Origin of the sequence: Leisingera sp. SS27, assembly GCF_028368855.1 — a bacterium.
Lineage (GTDB): Bacteria > Pseudomonadota > Alphaproteobacteria > Rhodobacterales > Rhodobacteraceae > Leisingera.
This window is the reverse complement of record NZ_JAQNCY010000001.1, coordinates 145,630-162,590: the sequence shown is the minus strand read 5'-3', so window position 1 is coordinate 162,590 and position 16,961 is coordinate 145,630. Positions and strand designations below refer to the sequence as shown.

General features: G+C 64.3%; 13 protein-coding genes. 7 read left to right on the top strand and 6 right to left on the bottom strand.

The genetic code is table 11. From position 1 onward, the window contains the following. Positions 1 to 134: 134 nt before the first annotated feature. From N6L27_RS00770 to N6L27_RS00760, 3 genes are all read right to left on the bottom strand, one after another. Positions 135 to 1,409: an MFS transporter gene (locus tag N6L27_RS00770; RefSeq protein WP_271905157.1), complete on the bottom strand. Its 1,275-nt coding sequence runs from the start codon at positions 1,407 to 1,409 to the stop codon at positions 135 to 137. A 204-nt stretch (positions 1,410 to 1,613) separates the two neighbouring features. Beyond that, positions 1,614 to 2,663, bottom strand: a complete 1,050-nt coding sequence (gene queA / locus N6L27_RS00765; RefSeq protein ID WP_271905156.1) for a tRNA preQ1(34) S-adenosylmethionine ribosyltransferase-isomerase QueA — start codon at positions 2,661 to 2,663, stop codon at positions 1,614 to 1,616. Positions 2,664 to 2,724: 61 nt separating this feature from the next. Further along, positions 2,725 to 6,192: a YhdP family protein gene (locus N6L27_RS00760; protein ID WP_271905154.1), complete on the bottom strand. Its 3,468-nt coding sequence runs from the start codon at positions 6,190 to 6,192 to the stop codon at positions 2,725 to 2,727. A gap of 50 nt (positions 6,193 to 6,242) precedes the next feature. Between N6L27_RS00760 and N6L27_RS00755 the strand changes: the two genes are divergently transcribed. The 7 genes from N6L27_RS00755 (at position 6,243) to N6L27_RS00725 (ending at position 14,685) form a co-directional block, all read left to right on the top strand. Continuing rightward, complete coding sequence (locus tag N6L27_RS00755) at positions 6,243 to 6,704, top strand: peroxiredoxin (protein WP_271905153.1); 462 nt, start codon at positions 6,243 to 6,245, stop codon at positions 6,702 to 6,704. Between the two features lie 254 nt (positions 6,705 to 6,958). Beyond that, positions 6,959 to 7,801: a ferritin-like domain-containing protein gene (locus N6L27_RS00750; RefSeq protein WP_271905152.1), complete on the top strand. Its 843-nt coding sequence runs from the start codon at positions 6,959 to 6,961 to the stop codon at positions 7,799 to 7,801. Between the two features lie 80 nt (positions 7,802 to 7,881). Continuing rightward, on the top strand, positions 7,882 to 8,391 hold the full coding sequence (locus tag N6L27_RS00745; protein ID WP_271905151.1) for a ribosome modulation factor: 510 nt from the start codon (positions 7,882 to 7,884) through the stop codon (positions 8,389 to 8,391). 252 nt (positions 8,392 to 8,643) lie between these two features. Then, a complete protein-coding gene (locus N6L27_RS00740; protein ID WP_271905150.1) occupies positions 8,644 to 10,662 on the top strand; it encodes a Hint domain-containing protein in 2,019 nt (672 codons plus the stop codon). 218 nt (positions 10,663 to 10,880) lie between these two features. Further along, entirely contained in the window at positions 10,881 to 12,212 is a 1,332-nt protein-coding gene (locus tag N6L27_RS00735; RefSeq protein WP_271905149.1) for a M23 family metallopeptidase, read from the top strand. Then, positions 12,202 to 12,756 carry a bactofilin family protein gene (locus tag N6L27_RS00730; RefSeq protein ID WP_271905147.1) on the top strand — a complete coding sequence of 185 codons (555 nt, stop codon included), beginning with the start codon at positions 12,202 to 12,204 and terminating at the stop codon, positions 12,754 to 12,756. The genes N6L27_RS00735 and N6L27_RS00730 overlap by 11 nt, the downstream gene beginning before the upstream one ends. Before the next feature lie 204 nt (positions 12,757 to 12,960). Beyond that, entirely contained in the window at positions 12,961 to 14,685 is a 1,725-nt protein-coding gene (locus tag N6L27_RS00725) for a calcium-binding protein (RefSeq protein WP_271905146.1), read from the top strand. A 54-nt stretch (positions 14,686 to 14,739) separates the two neighbouring features. Here the strand turns inward: N6L27_RS00725 and N6L27_RS00720 are convergent, their stop codons facing one another. The 3 genes from N6L27_RS00720 to N6L27_RS00710 all read right to left on the bottom strand — a co-directional run bounded on the left by N6L27_RS00720 (position 14,740) and on the right by N6L27_RS00710 (position 16,902). Next, entirely contained in the window at positions 14,740 to 15,678 is a 939-nt protein-coding gene (locus N6L27_RS00720) for a DUF3179 domain-containing protein (protein WP_271905145.1), read from the bottom strand. 176 nt (positions 15,679 to 15,854) lie between these two features. Next, entirely contained in the window at positions 15,855 to 16,403 is a 549-nt protein-coding gene (locus N6L27_RS00715; RefSeq protein WP_271905144.1) for a peptidylprolyl isomerase, read from the bottom strand. Then, on the bottom strand, positions 16,396 to 16,902 hold the full coding sequence (locus N6L27_RS00710) for a peptidylprolyl isomerase (protein ID WP_271905143.1): 507 nt from the start codon (positions 16,900 to 16,902) through the stop codon (positions 16,396 to 16,398). Before N6L27_RS00710 ends, N6L27_RS00715 begins: the two co-directional genes overlap by 8 nt. Positions 16,903 to 16,961 lie beyond the last annotated feature (59 nt).

Below are 16,961 nucleotides of genomic sequence, written 5' to 3'. Positions count from 1 at the left end.
CGTAACTCCAAGTTTTTCCTGACCCTAACTTCAGGCCATTTTACATTACCTTTACAAGTAACCTTGGGTCACAAATTGCGTCAGACAAGCCCATTGTGTGAAATAATCCTCACAATTCCGGCTGGTTAGCGCAATCAAACTGTTTCTTGGGCAGTTTCCTGCTCCTCCAGTTCGGTCTCGATGGCGTATTCCTGGGCAAATTCCACCGCCACAGGTGTTGCTGTCGGCGACATCGCGGCAAAGCTGCCGGTTTCATCGACAGGCACCGCCGCACGCTGCGTCGCGCGGTAGGCAGCATAGGCAGCCATTGCAAACATCAGCGCACCGATGAAGGTAAAGAATCCAGCAGGCCCGAACACCGCGTCCTCCATCAGCCAGCCGGTGATCAGCGGCCCGGCAATGGCGCCCAGCCCGTTGATGAAAACCAGCCCGCCTGATGCAGCCGCCATGTCGTCATGCTGCAGGTAATCGTTGGTATAGGCGATCAGCAGCGAATAGAGCGGGTTCGACAACCCGCCGATGAAGAAAGCCGCCACCAGGAGCATCTTGAACTCCATCCCGAACAGGAAGCCCAGCACCGCACCGCCGCCGCCCACCAGAGCGACAAAAAGGATCAGAACCCGGCGGTCCATGCGGTCCGACAGCCATCCCAGGGGATACTGCAGCAGCATGGCCCCCACATAGAAAGCCGAGACGAAGATCGACAGCTGGGTCAAGGTCAGCCCGGCCGCCGAGCCGTAAACCGCGCTCATCCCGAACTGGGCCGAGAACACGCCGCCGAGAAGAAACATGCCAACGCACCCCAAGGGCGAGGTTTCGAACAGCTGGCGCAGGGTCATTGGCTTAGTGGTGTCGAATGCCGGCGTGGGCGAAATCGACAGAAGAATGGGGGCAAAGGAGATCGAAACCAGGATCGACGCGATGATGAAGGCCTCAAATCCGGCCGGATTGCCAACTTGGATCAGGCCCTGCGCTGCAATGATGCCGATGGTCTGCACGATCATATAGAGCGACAGCGCCTTGCCCCGGTTGGTGTTGTCAGCCGCGTTGTTCAGCCAGCTTTCCGCGGTCACATACACGCCCGAAAAGCAGAAGCCGATGACGATCCGCCCCAGCGCCCAGGCAACCGTGTTGGGCAGCAGCGGATAGAGGATCATCACTGCCGAGATGAAGGAGGCCAGTGCCGCAAAAACCCGCACATGGCCGACGCGGCGGATCATCTCCGGCGCCAGCCGCGAGCCGCCCAGGAAGCCCACGAAATAGGCCGACATCACGATCGACATCTGGAAGGTCGAAAAGCCCTCAAGCTCGCCGCGCACACCCAGCATGGTGCCCTGCAGGCCGTTGCCCACCATCAGCAAGCAAACCCCCAGCAACAGCGCCCATGCGCTCGACAGCACCTGCAGCATTTCATGCCTCCTTCGAAAGCAAAGCAGCCCTCCACAACGGGACGGGCTGCCAACACCTTTGTTTGTTATGTCCGGCCGATCAAGCCTGCCAGGCCGTTATCGCCGATTCAGATTTCAGTTTGATGAACCCTTTGCGCGCTGTCCGGGTTCCATGATTGCGGCGCTTATCTGCGATTTCTTGCCGCAATTCTAAGATGTATTCGCCTAAGCCGGGATCAAAAGCGACGCATCGCCATAGGAGAAGAACCGGTAGCGGTTTTCAACGGCATGAGCATAGATTTTGCGGATCTCTTCCTGCCCCATCAGCGCCGAGACCAGCATCAGCAGCGTTGATTTCGGCAGGTGGAAGTTTGTCATCAGCGCATCCGCCACCTGGAACGCGAACCCCGGATAGATAAAGATGTCTGTGTCACCTTCCCAGGGATGGATCTGCCCGTCCCTGGCCGCGCTTTCGATCAGCCGCAGCGCCGTGGTGCCGACCGGGATCACCCGCCCGCCCGCGGCCTTGGTGGCCGCTATTTCAGCCGCTGCTTCTTCGCTGACCTTTCCCCATTCCGCGTGCATCCGGTGGGTGGTCACGTCCTCCACCTTCACCGGCAGGAAGGTGCCCGCCCCCACATGCAGGGTGACATAGGAAATCTCAACCCCGCGCGCCTTCAGCGCCTCCAGCAGCGACGCGTCGAAATGCAATGAGGCCGTCGGCGCCGCCACCGCGCCGGAGTTTTTGGCCCAGACGGTCTGGTAGTCGGTCTTGTCCTGCTCATCCGCGGCACGCTTGGCGGCGATATAGGGCGGCAGCGGCATCGCGCCAGCCTCTGCCAATGCAGCATCAAAATCGGTGCCGCTCAGATTGAAGCGCAGCTGCCCCTGGCCGTCCTCAATGGCTTCAAGCCTGGCGCTCAGGTTTTCAGAGAAGACAATCTCCTCACCCGCCTTGATTTTCTTCAGGGGCTTCAGTAGTGCCGCCCAGCTGCCATCGGCGCGGGGTTCCAGCAGGGTTGCCTCGATCCTGGCCGCAACGGGGCCTTGCGCGCTGTCGCGGTGCCGCAGCCCGCTGAGGCGCGCCGGAATCACCTTGGTATCGTTCAGCACCAGCCGGTCACCGGGCTGCAGCCAGCGGATCAGATCGGTCACCTGCCCGTCGTGCAGGGCACCGCCCTCAGCCACCAGCAGGCGGGCCGAGCTGCGCGGATTGGCAGGTCGGGTGGCAATCAGGTCGTCAGGCAGGTCGAAGTCGAAATCGCTGAGTTTCATGGCGCGCGCTATAGGCTGTGCAGCGGGAGAAATCTATGGCGATTTTCGCATGCTGCAAGGTTTACTTGTCGGATCCCCGCGGCTCGCGGAACTGCTCCTGGCCTTCCTCCAGCTCCTCTCCGTCCGCCGTGAAGGCCCGGTTGTCCCCGGGCACCGCCGGTGCCGGGCCGCGGAAGATCTCGCGCAGGAACCCCGGCGCAAGGCCAGCCAGCGGATTCACGGTGACCGACGGATCATCAGCGGTGCCGCGCAGGGTGAAGGTAAACCCGAACAGGCCCTCGCCGTCCCGCGGCGACAGCACCCGTCCGATGGCGTTCAGCAGGTAAACGGGCGAGATTACCCCGCGCATGTTCAACCGGCTGCTGTTCAGGTCGAAATTGCCGTCCAGCGACAGCCCCATCGACGGGCCGACCGCGCTGCTCTGGTGCAGGATCAGATGCGAGGCCCCCAGCCGGAACCGCCCCTCCATGCTGGTGAAAAGGATGCCCTGCCCGGTCATCTCGTCCAGAAGACCCACCAGGCTGATCGCATTCAGGATCGCCGCCATCGAAGGCGCGTTTTTTACCCGGATGTTGCGGACCGTGACCCTGCCGTCATATTCGCCCGGCGCCCCTGCGGCCGGCACCAGTGTCATGTCAAAGCTGCCGCCGCGGCCATGCCCGAACACCCCGGCTGAGCGGAACACCCCGCCCGCATCGTTGGAGCGGATACGCGAGGCGGTGCCGCCGTTCTGCGGCACCAGCGTGCCCGCCACCGGTGTCTGCCCGTTCAGCCGCGCGGTGAACTCCCCGTTCATGCCGCCGCGGGTGGAAAACCGGCCCTGGAAATTCTGCAGCCCGATGCTGTCGGTCACCTGCAGGTTCTGCAGCCGCAGTGTCACAGGCACATCGCCGCCGCGGCTGGCTCCTCCGCCACCGCTTGCCGTGTCAGCAAACGGCGACCGGTTCAGGTCCAGCCGCCCGCCGGTCACCTCAATCGCAGGCGCTGCCGCGCCCCGGCCGGTAAAGGTCACCGCGCCCTGAAACCAGTTGCCCGCCCGCGCTGAGGTGAACACCGCCTGATTCAGTCCGCCGTTCTTGTGCGTCGTGACCCGGCCCGTGGCTGAAAGGCCCGGCGCTTCCAGTTCCAGCCTGTCCACCGTGGCACTCTTGCCCAGGGTTGCGGTCAAAGAAAGCCTGCCGCCTGCGCCTTCCCCCTTGCGCCAGCTGATTTCCGGGATCCGGAGCCCCGCGCCCTTCAGGTCCGAGTCCAGTTCCAGCCGCGGCGTCACGCCCGGCCTCAGATCCACTGCGTAGCGCGCCCGCGACTTGCCCGACACAGCACCGCGCGGCAGGCCGATATTGAAAGCCTCGACAGCTGCCGCCGAAAGCTCGATCGTTCCTTCAACCCGGCTGTCCGGTGCGGCGTCCTTCCCGATCATCTGCCTCCAGCTGGCGCTCAGCGGCACACCGGACAGGCTGCCATTGCCGCTGATCCGAACCTGCCCCTGGTCGCCCTCGATCTGCAGCAGCGGTGCAGCCGCAACATGGCCCGGCACCAGTTTAGCCGACTGAACACCGCGCACCGTGCCCCGGTAGTGATAGAGGATCTGCTCGACCGGTATCTTCTTCTGCAGCGGCAGCGCCAGCGTGCCCTCGGCCTCCACCTGCCCCTCCGCCAGATCCACCGGCAGGCTGGCCTTGTCCATGACCCTGAGCGGCTCCCGGTTCAGAAGCGACAGCGCCGCCGTGGCAGATCCGCGCGCCTTGATCCTGGCAATCCCCGGCGTGCCATCCTTGGCAGTGACATCAGGGATGATAAAGGACGTGCCTGCGACCTCCACATCGCCGCCCTGTTCCGCCGAGACCGTGCCGCCGGAGGCCGTGACCACAAACCGCTGGCCATAGAGGCTCAGCTGGCCCGAGCCGCCCCGCACCGGCGGCATGAACTTCTGAAACACCACCTCGGCGTCCTCAAAGGCCAGATCCAGGCTGACAAACGGCTTGCCGCTGCCGCGCCCGCGCATATGGAAGCCGACGTTGCGCACCAGCCCGGCGTGCAGATTTTCGCCCACCCACTCCCGCGGCTTGGGCGCCAGCACCGAGGGCCACAACTCCTTGACCCGCTTCACACGCACCTGATCGACGCTGCCGTTCAGGTCATAGTCCCAGCCCTCCGGGCCTGCGCCGACAGTGCCGTCAAGATGAATGCGGCTGCCGCCGTCGCGCACCAGCATCTCGCCCAGCCGCAGCCGGAACGGCTTGAGCCGCAGATCGAAATCCGCATCCACCGCAGGGAATTCCACCGGGCTTTCAAACAGGCGGCGCGGGTTCAGCTTCAGGTTCGAGAACCGCAACTGCCCCACCAGCCCGGCCAGCTGGCCGTTCTGCACCCCGGCCAGGCTCGCCTGACCCTGCATCACCCCGGAGACCCAGCCGCTTTCGATGCTCAGTTCGGAGAACGCCAGAAGCTGACGCGCCGGATCATAGGTGAAATAGCTGCGGGCGCCGGTGATCGGCACCGGGCGGGTCTGCGCCGCCGGCTGGATCACCCCCTCGCCGATCCGCAGGCTTGCCTGCACCGGCTGCACCACGCCATCCGCCGCCACGCCGCCGCGCAAGGAGCCGGAAATCGGCGCCCGCAGCACTCCCAGCCAGCCAAGCGCTGGGCTTTGCGCTGCGATATCCTCGCTGGCGATTTCGGAGACCAGCACCCCGAACTCCGCCTCCGGGCTGCCGATCTCAGACGCATAGCTGGCCTCCACGGTGCCCACCTCGCCGCGCCCGCTGAGGACCGAGAAGGCCGCCGACAGGGAGACCGTGCCATCCTCCCGCTGCAATCCGATCCGGCCGCCATCCAGGGTCCAGCCTCGCCCCAGCCGGTCGTCCGTATAGGACAGCGTCAGTTCGCTGGTTTCGACTTCAGTCAATGCAGCAAGAACCGGCTTCTGCAACTGGCTGTCCCATTGCTCGATCAGCTCCACCAGGCTGGCGGCCCGGCGCGACGGGGCTGCGCCGCTGGCAAAGCTCAGCGCAAGGCTGCCGTCCTCATTGCGCCTGAGCGCCGCAAACAGCCCGCTCAACGCGATCCGCTTAGGCTGGATACGCCCCCGTAGCAGAGGCCGCATCGCAAGACTCGCCTGGGCATCGGCCAGCTGGGCAAAGACGCTGCCGTCCGGGTGCCGCAGCACCACATCCCGCAGGCTCACCCGCGGCCGCCAGCCCTTGTTCACCACGACATGAATGGCGCCGAATTCAACCTGCAGCCCGTTCAGGTGCCGCTCGATCCGGGCCTCAACCCGGTCCCTGACCCAATCCGGCGCATCCAGCCGCGTGCCGATCCCGAAATAAACCGCGCCCGCGCCCAGAAAACTCAGCAGCGCCAGCACCCAGGCCAGCCCGCGCAGCAGCCGCCAGCGGCGGCGCCGCCCGGGCACAGTCCGCACAGCCGCATCCGTTTCCGGAGCGGGACCGGACACCGGCACCGCCTCGGCGGCGGCGCGGATATTCTCGCCGGCGGGTTTGATCTCAGCTTTCCCTTCGCTGCTCATGGGTTATGGTCGCCGCGCAGTGATTTGCGCAAAAGACAGGAGACAGGCCAATGCTCGACGTTTCAGATCCCGCCCCTTCCTTTACCCTGCCCCGCGGCGGCGGCGGAGAGGTCACTTTGTCCGCCCTCAAGGGCGCGCCCGTGGTGCTGTTTTTCTATCCCCGTGATAATACCCCCGGCTGCACCAAAGAATCCATCGCCTTTTCAGAGGCTTTGCAGTCCTTCGCCGATGCCGGCGCTCACGTTTTCGGGATTTCCAAGGACAGCCTCAAGAAGCATGAGAATTTCACCGCAAAACACGGGCTGACCACGCCGCTTCTGTCGGATGCAGAGGGCAGCGTTTGCGAGGACTACGGCGTCTGGAAAGAGAAAAGCATGTACGGCAAGAAGCATTGGGGCATCGAGCGCTCCACCTTCCTGATCGGTGCCGACGGCACCATCGCCCGCGTCTGGCGCAAGGTGAAGGTGGACGGCCACGCCGAAGAAGTTCTGGAAGCAGTCCGCGCCCTTTAGGCGGCGTGCTCCCGCCAGCCCTGCCCGCGCCCTGACGGGCACGGACCGCGGCTGTTGGGCCCGGCGCCGCCCCGGCGGGGCGGCGCGCAGCGCGCGGGACGCGCGCTGCCATGCCCAAGCCGGCCAGGGAGATCAGCCCGCTGATCGCCCGCAGGCGCGGGAGTGCACCGGTTTCCGGACTGGACTCTGCCGCTCAAATCAGGTGAACCCGCCTCTTGAGTGATCCAGCCGCACCGCTGCAACAGGAGAGACGCATGACCGATCAGCCCCTTTCGCTCGCCGAACGCGCCGCAGAAGTGCTGACCACGGCGGACGGGCGCGCCAAAACCGCCCTGTCGCGCCGCCATGCCGCCGAATGGTCAGCCAGCCGCAAGGGCGAGGCGCCGCAAATCCCCATCGGCACTGCCAGTCCGCCGATGCACCCGGCCCGCCCGGACAGCCCCGAACTCCTGAACCCGCGCGATGTGCCCAAGCGCAAGCCGGGATCCGAAGCGGGCCGCATCGCGCTGCTGCACGCGGTGGCCCATATCGAACTGAATGCCGTCGACCTGCACTGGGACATCATCGCCCGCTTCTCACATGTGCCAATGCCGCTGGGGTTCTTCGACGACTGGGTCAAGGCCGCGGATGAGGAATCCAAGCATTTCAACCTCATGTGCGACTGTCTTGAAGCCTTGGGCAGCCACTATGGCGCCCTGCCCGCACATGCTGGCATGTGGCGCGCGGCTGAGGACACGGCAGAGGATCTGATGGGCCGCCTCGCCGTCGTGCCGATGGTGCTGGAGGCCCGCGGCCTTGACGTGACCCCCGGCATGATCGGCATCTTCCGCAAGGCAAACCTCTCCCAGGCGGTGGAGGCGCTGGAACTCATCTATGCCGAAGAGGTCAGTCATGTGGCCTATGGCTCGAAATGGTTCAACTTCCTCTGCGGACGGGACAATCTTGACCCCAAGGAGGAATTCCACGCGCTGGTGCGCAAATACTTCCGCGGCGCGCTGAAACCGCCGTTCAACGAGGAGAAGCGCGCCGACGCCGGCCTGCCGCCGGATTTCTACTGGCCGCTGGCGGATCAGGTGAAACCGCTGCCTGGCTGGTAACCCGGAGGGCCGCCAGTCCCGGCCTTTACCAAAGCCCCGCCGGCGCGTAGACTGTGCGCCCCGGCAATCCGGCTGAACCCATGTTCCAAAACGATTTTCCATTGCTGAGCACCGCCAGCCTTGTTGCCTTGATCATGCACAAGGCCAGCTCGGGGCCGGTCACGCTGGAAAGCTGCGAAACCGCCCTTGACGCTCTGTTCCGGCAAGCGAACGAAACCCCGGGCCTGCCGCGGGCAGAGCTGCGCGGACGGCTTGCAGGCCATCTGGCAGATCTGCAGACGGCCTGCATTCTGGAGCCTCTGGGGACAGGCCTCTGGCAGCTGACCCGGCGCGGGCGCCGGGCGCTGGAGCAGCACCCCGAGGGCCTCGATCAGACCGATCTGGCCCGGTACCCGGAATTTGCCGAACATCTTCGCGAAACCGCACACAAACCCTGCGGCATGGACCCGCGCGGCGCCCATTTCGACGAAGGGTTCCAGGCCGGCATGACAGGCCAGCCGATCACCGCCAATCCTTACGCGTTCGACAATGCCGACCATCAAGCCTGGGAAAGCGGCTGGAGCGAAGCGCAGGAGGACCATCAGGACTGACCGCTGCCACGGGCGCTCCTGACGTGCCGCCAGAGCCGGCGCCGAGGGGCTTTCAACCCGCATCCCGGGCCGCTTAACGGTCTTTTCAAGCATTTCCGCGACACTGTTCCACTGAAACAGTGGTTTACAAGTCGTGCCTGATCGCAAGAAAACATACCGGGGACGGGATCTCCGCGCCGCCGCAGCAAGGGCAGTCTGGACGCGCCACCAAAGCGGCGGCCTGCGCGCTGAAGGATCTCTGCAGGTGGCGGCATGAATCCGACAGACCTCGAATTCATCCCCAATGACATGCTCGAGACCGAGGACCGCACGGTCATGCACTCGGGCCTCACCAACCTGTTCCATCTGGACGGCGACGCCGGCGACAGCGCCGGCAGCAACAACGGCACTGTCTATGGCGCCACCACCGTGGCCGGCAGGGACGGCGACGCGCTCAGCTTCGACGAAACGGACGATTATGTCGCCATTCCCGACGTCGAGATGAACAATGAATTCACCATCACCTTCCAGTTCAGGATCGATGAGAACGACGGCTCGCTGTTCCAGTACCTTTACAGCCACGGCGACATCAACAGCACCAACAGCATCAACATCTTTCTGACGGAAAATGCCCACGGCACCGACCCCAGCGTGATGCGCACGGTGATCCGGGACGAGAACGACACGCTCAGCAACACTGACCTGCAGTTTGACATCAGCGGCATTGTCGGCGACGGCCAGTGGCACACCTACACGCTGACGGTGGATGCCACCGGCTCCACGGTCTACCTCGACGGGACCGAGCAGAACAGCAGCACCGCGGGCGGCGATGCCATCAACCCGACCGGCGATGTGATCCTCGGCAGCCGCAGCGACTTCAACGCCGACCGCTATTACGGCGGCGAGATGGATACGCTGCAGATCTATGACCGCGCCCTCACCCAGTCGGAAGTCACGGCAACCCACACCGATACTGCCCCGACGATCGCCGCAGGCACGATTGTCGCCTCAGTGTCTGAGGTCACAGACCCTGACAACCCGACTGGTCATACGTATTCGCTGACCGATGATGCCGGCGGCAAATTCGTGATTGACCCGAATACCGGTGACATTTCCCTCGCTGCCGACCATGACGCCGACACGCTGTTCAGCGATACCATCACGGTGCAGGTGACGGATCCGGACACCAACACCTATACGGAAACCCTGGGCATCGCCATCGGCACCGAAAGCGGTAATGACACCATGACCGGCCCGCACGACCAGAACGTGATGTACGGCCTGGGCGGCGATGATGACCTCACAGGCGGCAGCGGCGATGACACGCTCGATGGCGGAGCAGGCAATGACTCGCTGACCGGCGGCGCAGGCAACGACGTCTTTGCCGTCTCCACCGGCCATGACACCATCAGCGATTTCAACACCGGTAACACCGGCGCGCTGGACGATGGCGACAGCAGCAACAATGATTTCATCGACCTCTCGGGCCACTATGACCACCTGTCCGAGCTTTACGCCGACCAGGCCGATGACGGCATCCTGAACCAGTCGAACACAACCGACACCTTCGGCAATACGGTCGACTACAGCGACAACACCCAATTCGGCGCCGGCGACAGCCTCACCTTCTCCGGCGCGTCCGCGGACAGGTCTTCCTTCACCACCGAGAACACCGGCGTTGTCTGCTTCACCGCAGGTACCGCCATCCGCACGCCGCGGGGCAGCAGACCCATTGAGACGCTGCGCCCCGGCGACCTTGTCTGCACCCTCGACAATGGGCCTCAGCCGGTGTGCTGGATCGGCACCCGGCGCCTCAATCACGCTGACCTTCAGCTGCACCCGAACTGGCGCCCGGTGCTGTTCCGGCGCGAGGTGCTGGACTCCAGCCGCGATCTGCTGCTGTCGCCGCAACACCGCATTCTGGCCGGGCACGGCGGCCAGCGCCTGATAGCAGCCAAACATCTCGCGAGGCAAATGCCCGGTGCGCGCATCTGCAACGGTATCCGGCAGGTGACCTACATCCACCTGATGTTCGAGCAGCACCAGATCATCTTCGCCGAAGACACCCCGGCCGAAAGCTTCTATCCCGGCCCGATGGCCCTCGGGGCCCTCAGCCCTGCCGGCCGGGCCGGCATTGCCGCGCTGTTCCCGCAATTGTTCCGGCCCGGTGCCAGCGCCGCCAGCGCCTACGGAAGCCCCGCCCGGCCCGTTGTCGCGCAACCTGCGCAAGCCAGGCGGCCAGCCCCGCACATGCTGCCAACCGCCTTCCTTGCACAGCACCTTGCATTTTGACGCCGCAGCACTGGCCCTTATTGCCCAGCACGCTCCATCCCGCTGAACCTTCGGCAAAATTCCGCCTATCCCCGGCCTTGACCAGCACCTTCCGCCCCCGATGGGTCAACAGGCTTGCCCAAATGGCCAGCCCTGTCTATTGACTTCGGCCAAGGTTCCGGCCCCGCCCCGCAGCGGCGCGCCCCGGACCGGAGGACGGGACAGACAGGGAAGTCACATTGCGCACACGGCTCGCGATCAGAATTCACAGCTTTCTCGAACGCCGCTTCCCGGAGCGGCGCGTCTTCCTGAAATCCGACACCGACACAAGATTCATCCGGCTGCGCTCCGAAACCCAGCTGGTGGCCGTGGCCGGCGTTACCCTGTTTGTGGCTTGGTCGATTGTCGCCACCGCCATCGTGCTGATGGACAGCATCGGCTCAGGCAATTTCCGCGAGCTGGCAAAGCGCGACCAGCAAACCTACCGCACCCGCCTGAATTCCATTTCCGATGAACGCGACGCCCGCGCCGAAGAGGCATTGGCGGCCCAGGAGCGCTTCAATGCGGCGCTGGCGCAGATCTCTGCGATGCAGTCGGAACTGCTGGCCTCCGAGACCCGCCGCCGCGAGCTGGAGACAGGCATTGAGGTGATTCAGTCGACCCTGCGCGACACCATGACCCAACGAGACGGCGCCCGCAGGGAACTGGCGCAGCTGAAGGAAGACTCCCAAGGCGGCGCCAGCCCCCATGCCATGATGGCCAGCGCCGAGGCGCAGATGGGCCTGCTGGCGAATGTGCTGGCCGACACCGCAACCGAACGCGACCAGATCCTGGCCGACGCCCGCGGCGCGCTTGAACAGCGCGACGAACTGGAGCTGGAACTGCAGCTGATGAATGAGCGCAACAGCCAGATCTTCCGCCAGCTGGAAGAGGCGGTCGCGGTCTCCGTCACCCCGCTCGACAAGATGTTCCGCAACGCCGGCATGCCGCCCGACCGCATCCTCGAACAGGTGCGCCGCGGCTACAGCGGCCAGGGCGGCCCGCTTGAGCCGCTGGCGATGTCGACCCGCGGTGAGGAGCCCAGCCCCGAAGCGCTGCGCGCCAACGCTATCCTGGCCAAGCTCGACCAGCTGAACCTCTACCGTCTGGCCGCCCAGCAGGCGCCCTTTGCGACGCCAGTGAATCTCGGCCACGTGCGCCAGACCTCCGGCTTCGGCTACCGCCGCGACCCGAAAACAGGCGGCCGCCGCCTGCACAAGGGCTCCGATTTCGCCGGCAGCACCGGCACCGATATCTTTGCCACCGCCGACGGCGTTGTCACCCATGCCGGCTGGCAATCGGGCTACGGCAAGATGGTCACCATCCGCCACGCCTTCGGCATCGAAACCAGATACGCCCATAACTCCAGGATCCGCGTGACAAAGGGCCAAAGGGTCTCGCGCGGGGATCACATTGCTGATATGGGTAACACCGGACGGTCCACCGGGACCCACCTCCACTATGAGGTCAGGGTCAACGGGCAAGCTGTTAACCCCATGATCTACATCAAGGCTGCGAGAAATGTTTTCTAAGAGCAAAATCAACGAGCCCGGGCCGAAGCAGGCCGAAGCAACCCCGGCACCCGCGGCGGCACCGGCAGCCGCACCTGCGGCCAGCGACTACACCTCCAGCATGCCCAAGGCCAAGCCCGCCGCATCGCTGCTGAGCTCTGACCTGCACATCACCGGCAACGTCAAGACCACCGGCGACATCCAGGTCGAAGGCACCGTCGAAGGCGACATCCGCGCGCATCTGCTGACCGTCGGCGAAACCGCCACCATCAAGGGCGAAATCACCGCCGATGACGTGGTGATCAACGGCCGCATCGTCGGCCGCGTGCGCGGCCTCAAGGTGCGCCTGACCTCCACCGCGCGGGTCGAGGGCGACATCATCCACAAGACCATCGCAATCGAAAGCGGCGCCCACTTCGAAGGCTCCGTGCAGCGCCAGGACGACCCGCTGAACCCGGGCGGCCGCAAGTCCGCCCCGGCCGCCGCAGCCCCCGCAGCAGCGCCGGCACCGGCACCGTCTGCTGCTGTTCAGGCCGCCACCGCGGCCCGCAAAACCGAAAGCTGAGCCGCCGCACGGCAGGTTCTCAGCACCGCCGGGTCTGACAGGGACCGCACAGACGCCGCAGGAGCATTCCTGCGGCGTTTTTTGTTGCGCTTCGGCACCTGGGAACGCCACGTCACCCAGTTCCGGCTTTACCATTTTTCCTAGGGGATTTACCCCTGCTGGAAACAACTCTTGCATGATTAAAGCCGCTAGACAGGACGCATTATGGTAAACGTCGTTGTAACGGACGCCTCCAATTCCGTACCCGATTATGATCTCTCCGCATTCGATCCCGCGGATGTGGACGTGATTGACGCCACGGCCTCCCGGCTGGTGGTGGGTTTCAACGGCTTCAACATCACCTTTCAGGGGTCCTTCAATTACACTTCCCAGGGAGAGGTCACGGCAGGCAGCACCATATCCGCCTTCACGCTGCGCTATGACGGCACAACCGTTCTGTCTGTGACGGGCCTGGACCTTACCTACGAGGAACTGGCCACGCAGGACCTGGACACCCTGCTGCAGCAGCAGTTGTCCGGGAATGACACCTATACCTCAGCCTGGAACGGCGGCGAGATTATCGAAACCTACGGCGGCGACGACACCATCCAATCCGGCACCGGGAATGATACCATCATCGGCGGCAGTGGGCACGACACCTATGTTCTCGATCAACAGAGGGCCGGTTTCGGCTTTGGTTTCAGTTACGCAAGCGGTGTGAACATTTTTTCCCCAGATGGAATCGTCGAAGACTACCTGTCCGGAATTGAAACCATAGAGTATGGTGATGTTCGCAAGGAAATACAGGATGGTAGCGATGCGTCAGAGGTAATAGTCAGCAGGGCGAGTGGCGAATTTTTAAGTGAGGCAATGATCCACGGTCGCGGTGGCAACGACACAATTACCGGCAGCGCATCCTTTGAATTTGTCGAAGGCGGCCAAGGCAATGATTTTATTTCCGGAAAAGCTGGTTCTGATTTGCTTCTCGGCGGCTGGGACAATGACACACTTTGGGGCGATCTTGGTAGTGACCAACTCTGGGGCGGAGAAGGTTCTGACGTTCTGCGCGGAGGTGACGGCGAGGACACCCTGAAAGGCGATAATGGCAGCGATAGCCTGTTCGGTGGAAACGGTGATGACATACTCGAAGGAGGCAGCTCGGACGATTCACTCTGGGGCGGCATAGGCAGAGACCGCCTGGATGGTGGTGATGAAAACGACGTCCTGCACGGCGACGACGGGAATGACACCCTGATCGGCGGCGCAGGCGACGACACCCTGAACGGCGGCGGCGACAACGACCGGCTGTGGGGCGGCTGGGGCCGCGACAGCATGGACGGCGCCACCGGCGACGACTTCCTGGCCGGCTACTTCGGTGCCGACCGCCTCCTGGGCGGTGCCGGCAACGACACCCTCATGGGCGGCGGGCACAACGACCGCATGTGGGGCGGCATTGGCGACGACTCGATGGATGGCGGCCAGAACAACGACTATCTGGTCGGCAGCGACGGTATCGACACGATGCGGGGCAGCAGCGGCAATGACACCCTCTGGGGCGGCTCCGGCAATGACATCATGGACGGTGGCACCGGCAACGACCTGCTGGGCGGCGGCAACCACAACGACAGCATGACCGGCGGCGAAGGTGCGGACACACTTGCCGGCGGCTCCGGAGCCGACACGCTGACAGGCGGCGCAGGCGACGACAGGCTGACCGGCGGCGCGCACCGCGACGTGTTTGTCTTTGCAGAGGCGGACGGCAATGACACCGTCACAGATTTCACCGCAGATTTTGACACCATACAGATCACCGGCGGGGCAGGATCGCTGGACGATCTGACCTTCACCACAGTGGGCGATGACGTGCGGATTGATTTCGGGACCACCAGCATCCTGGTGGAGGACATCACCCTGGCCCAGTTGCAGGACGCGGACAACTTTTTGTTCTGACGGAATTTTCCGCTGAAGACTTGCAAAGGCGCGCCCTGCCCGGCGCGCCTTTCGCTATTTCAGCATCCAGCGCCCGTCCGGCCAGAAAGCGTGGAAGGCAAAGGCAAACATCACGTCGTGGGCCATGTTCCGCCCCTGGGCATCGCGCACCCGGACAGATCCAATATCGCGCCCCTGCGCCAGCCGCCCGGTGTCCAGTGCAGAGGCCTGCCCTGCCCGCCAGCTCAGCACCAGCCCGGCCTCGCGGATCTCTCCCTCCTGCGCCAGCCGCTCCAACGGCCAGGCCCGGCTGCCAACCCGCACCACCCGCGCCATTGGTGCCAAACCGTGCGGCGGCGGGCTGCCGTCATAGAGGAACGGCCATTTCGCCGTGTCGTAGCCGCGGTAGGGGTTGCGCCCGTAATCGCGGTTCCACCCCGGCTCCGCCATCACCAGCCCGTCAGGATTGCGTTCGGTGAACTCCTGCCAGCTCTCAACCCAGCTGGGCAGCGTCTTCAGCCGGGTGCCGGTCATCCGGCCCACGATGCCGGTGCCGGTGGCCTGCTGCCACCAGCTCTGGCTCTCGCGGTCATACATCACCATGTCGGAAAACCGCAGCTTGCCGCTGACGCCGAAACTCAACGTGCCGGCAGCGGTGCGCCTCTCAAACGTCACCGCAGAATTGCACAGCGGGCAATAGGTCACCGCCACCGGAACCCCTGCCACCACATCGTTCACGATCTCATGCCAGGTCAGGTAACGCAGCGGATAGGCCCGCGGCGCTGCGCCCTCCATCTCCAGCGTGATCACCGGCTCGCGCGGCTTCAGCCGCCGCGCCTTGGCTGCTGCCACGAACTGCGGCCCATCCAGCGCCGGGATCGCGTCCTTGCCCACCCCGCCAGAGCGGATCTGGCGCCACTCCGGCACGCTGGTGCGGCTGAAATCGGTCTGCGGCCACTCCCGCTGCCAGACCTGCGGATCGGCGGCAGCAGCCGACGACAGCAGCAGCGCCATACACAACAATAAACCTCTGAACATGGCCAGCGCCTCCCCGCCTCATTAGAGGGCGGTAAAAAGCCCGGGAACAGGGGCAAGCACGGGCTTGTGACTGCCTGTCAGCGCTGGGCACAAAAAAGCCCGCCCCCGGAACGACGGGTGCGGGCCGATTGGTTTATTGAAACAGGACCGGATTATTCGGTCACGGTCACCTTGGTCATCGCGTCGGGCTGGCCGATCACCGAACCGTTGTTGCCGGCGCCGCGCTTGATCGCATCTACCACATCCATGCCTTCGGTGACCTTGCCGACAACCGTGTACTGGCCGTTCAGGAAATGGCCCGCATCGAACATGATGAAGAACTGCGAGTTGGCGCTGTTGGGGCTTTGCGAGCGGGCCATGCCGACCACGCCGCGGTCAAACGCCAGATCCGAGAACTCGGCCGGCAGGTCCGGACGATCAGAGCCGCCGCGTCCGGCATAGCTCATGTCTCCGCCGGTCCGGCCGAATTCCACGTCGCCGGTCTGCGCCATGAAGCCCTCGATCACACGGTGGAACACCACGCCATCGTATTGGCCTTCCGCCGCCAGCGCGGTGATCTGCTCCACATGCTTGGGCGCCACCTCCTCAAAGAGGTCGATCTTGATGGTGCCGTTGGCTTCGCCCTCGACCTGGATTTCCAGACCGGAGGCAAAGGCAGGTCCTGCCGCCAGCAGGGCCAGGGCTGTCAGGCGTTTAAGCATCCGCAGCGACCTTGACGGAGATCATCCGGTCCGGGTTCGCAGGCGGCTCGCCCTTGGTGATCGCGTCCACATGCTCCATGCCTTCGATGACACGGCCGTAAACGGTGTACTGGCCGTTCAGGAAGTGGTTGTCCTTGAAGTTGATGAAGAACTGCGAGTTGGCGCTGTCCGGGTTGGCGGAACGCGCAGCACCCAGGGTGCCGCGGTCATGCGGCAGCTTGGAGAACTCGGCCGGCAGGTTCGGCAGATTGGAGCCGCCGGTGCCCGCCATGCGGATGTTGAACCCGTCTTCCATGTCGCCATTGGCAACGTCGCCGGTCTGCGCCATGAAACCGTCGATCACCCGGTGGAAGCAGACGTTGTCATACTCACCTGCACGGGCCAGTTCCTTCATGCGCTCAGCATGCTTCGGCGCCACGTCGGGCAGCAGCTCAATCACAACGTTGCCGTCTTTCAGCTCAATGATGACGGTGTTTTCGGGATCTTTAATCTCGGCCATGAGGCCCTCCTGTCGTCGAAATTTGCAACGATAGTTAAGGGCAGCGCCCGGAAATGCCA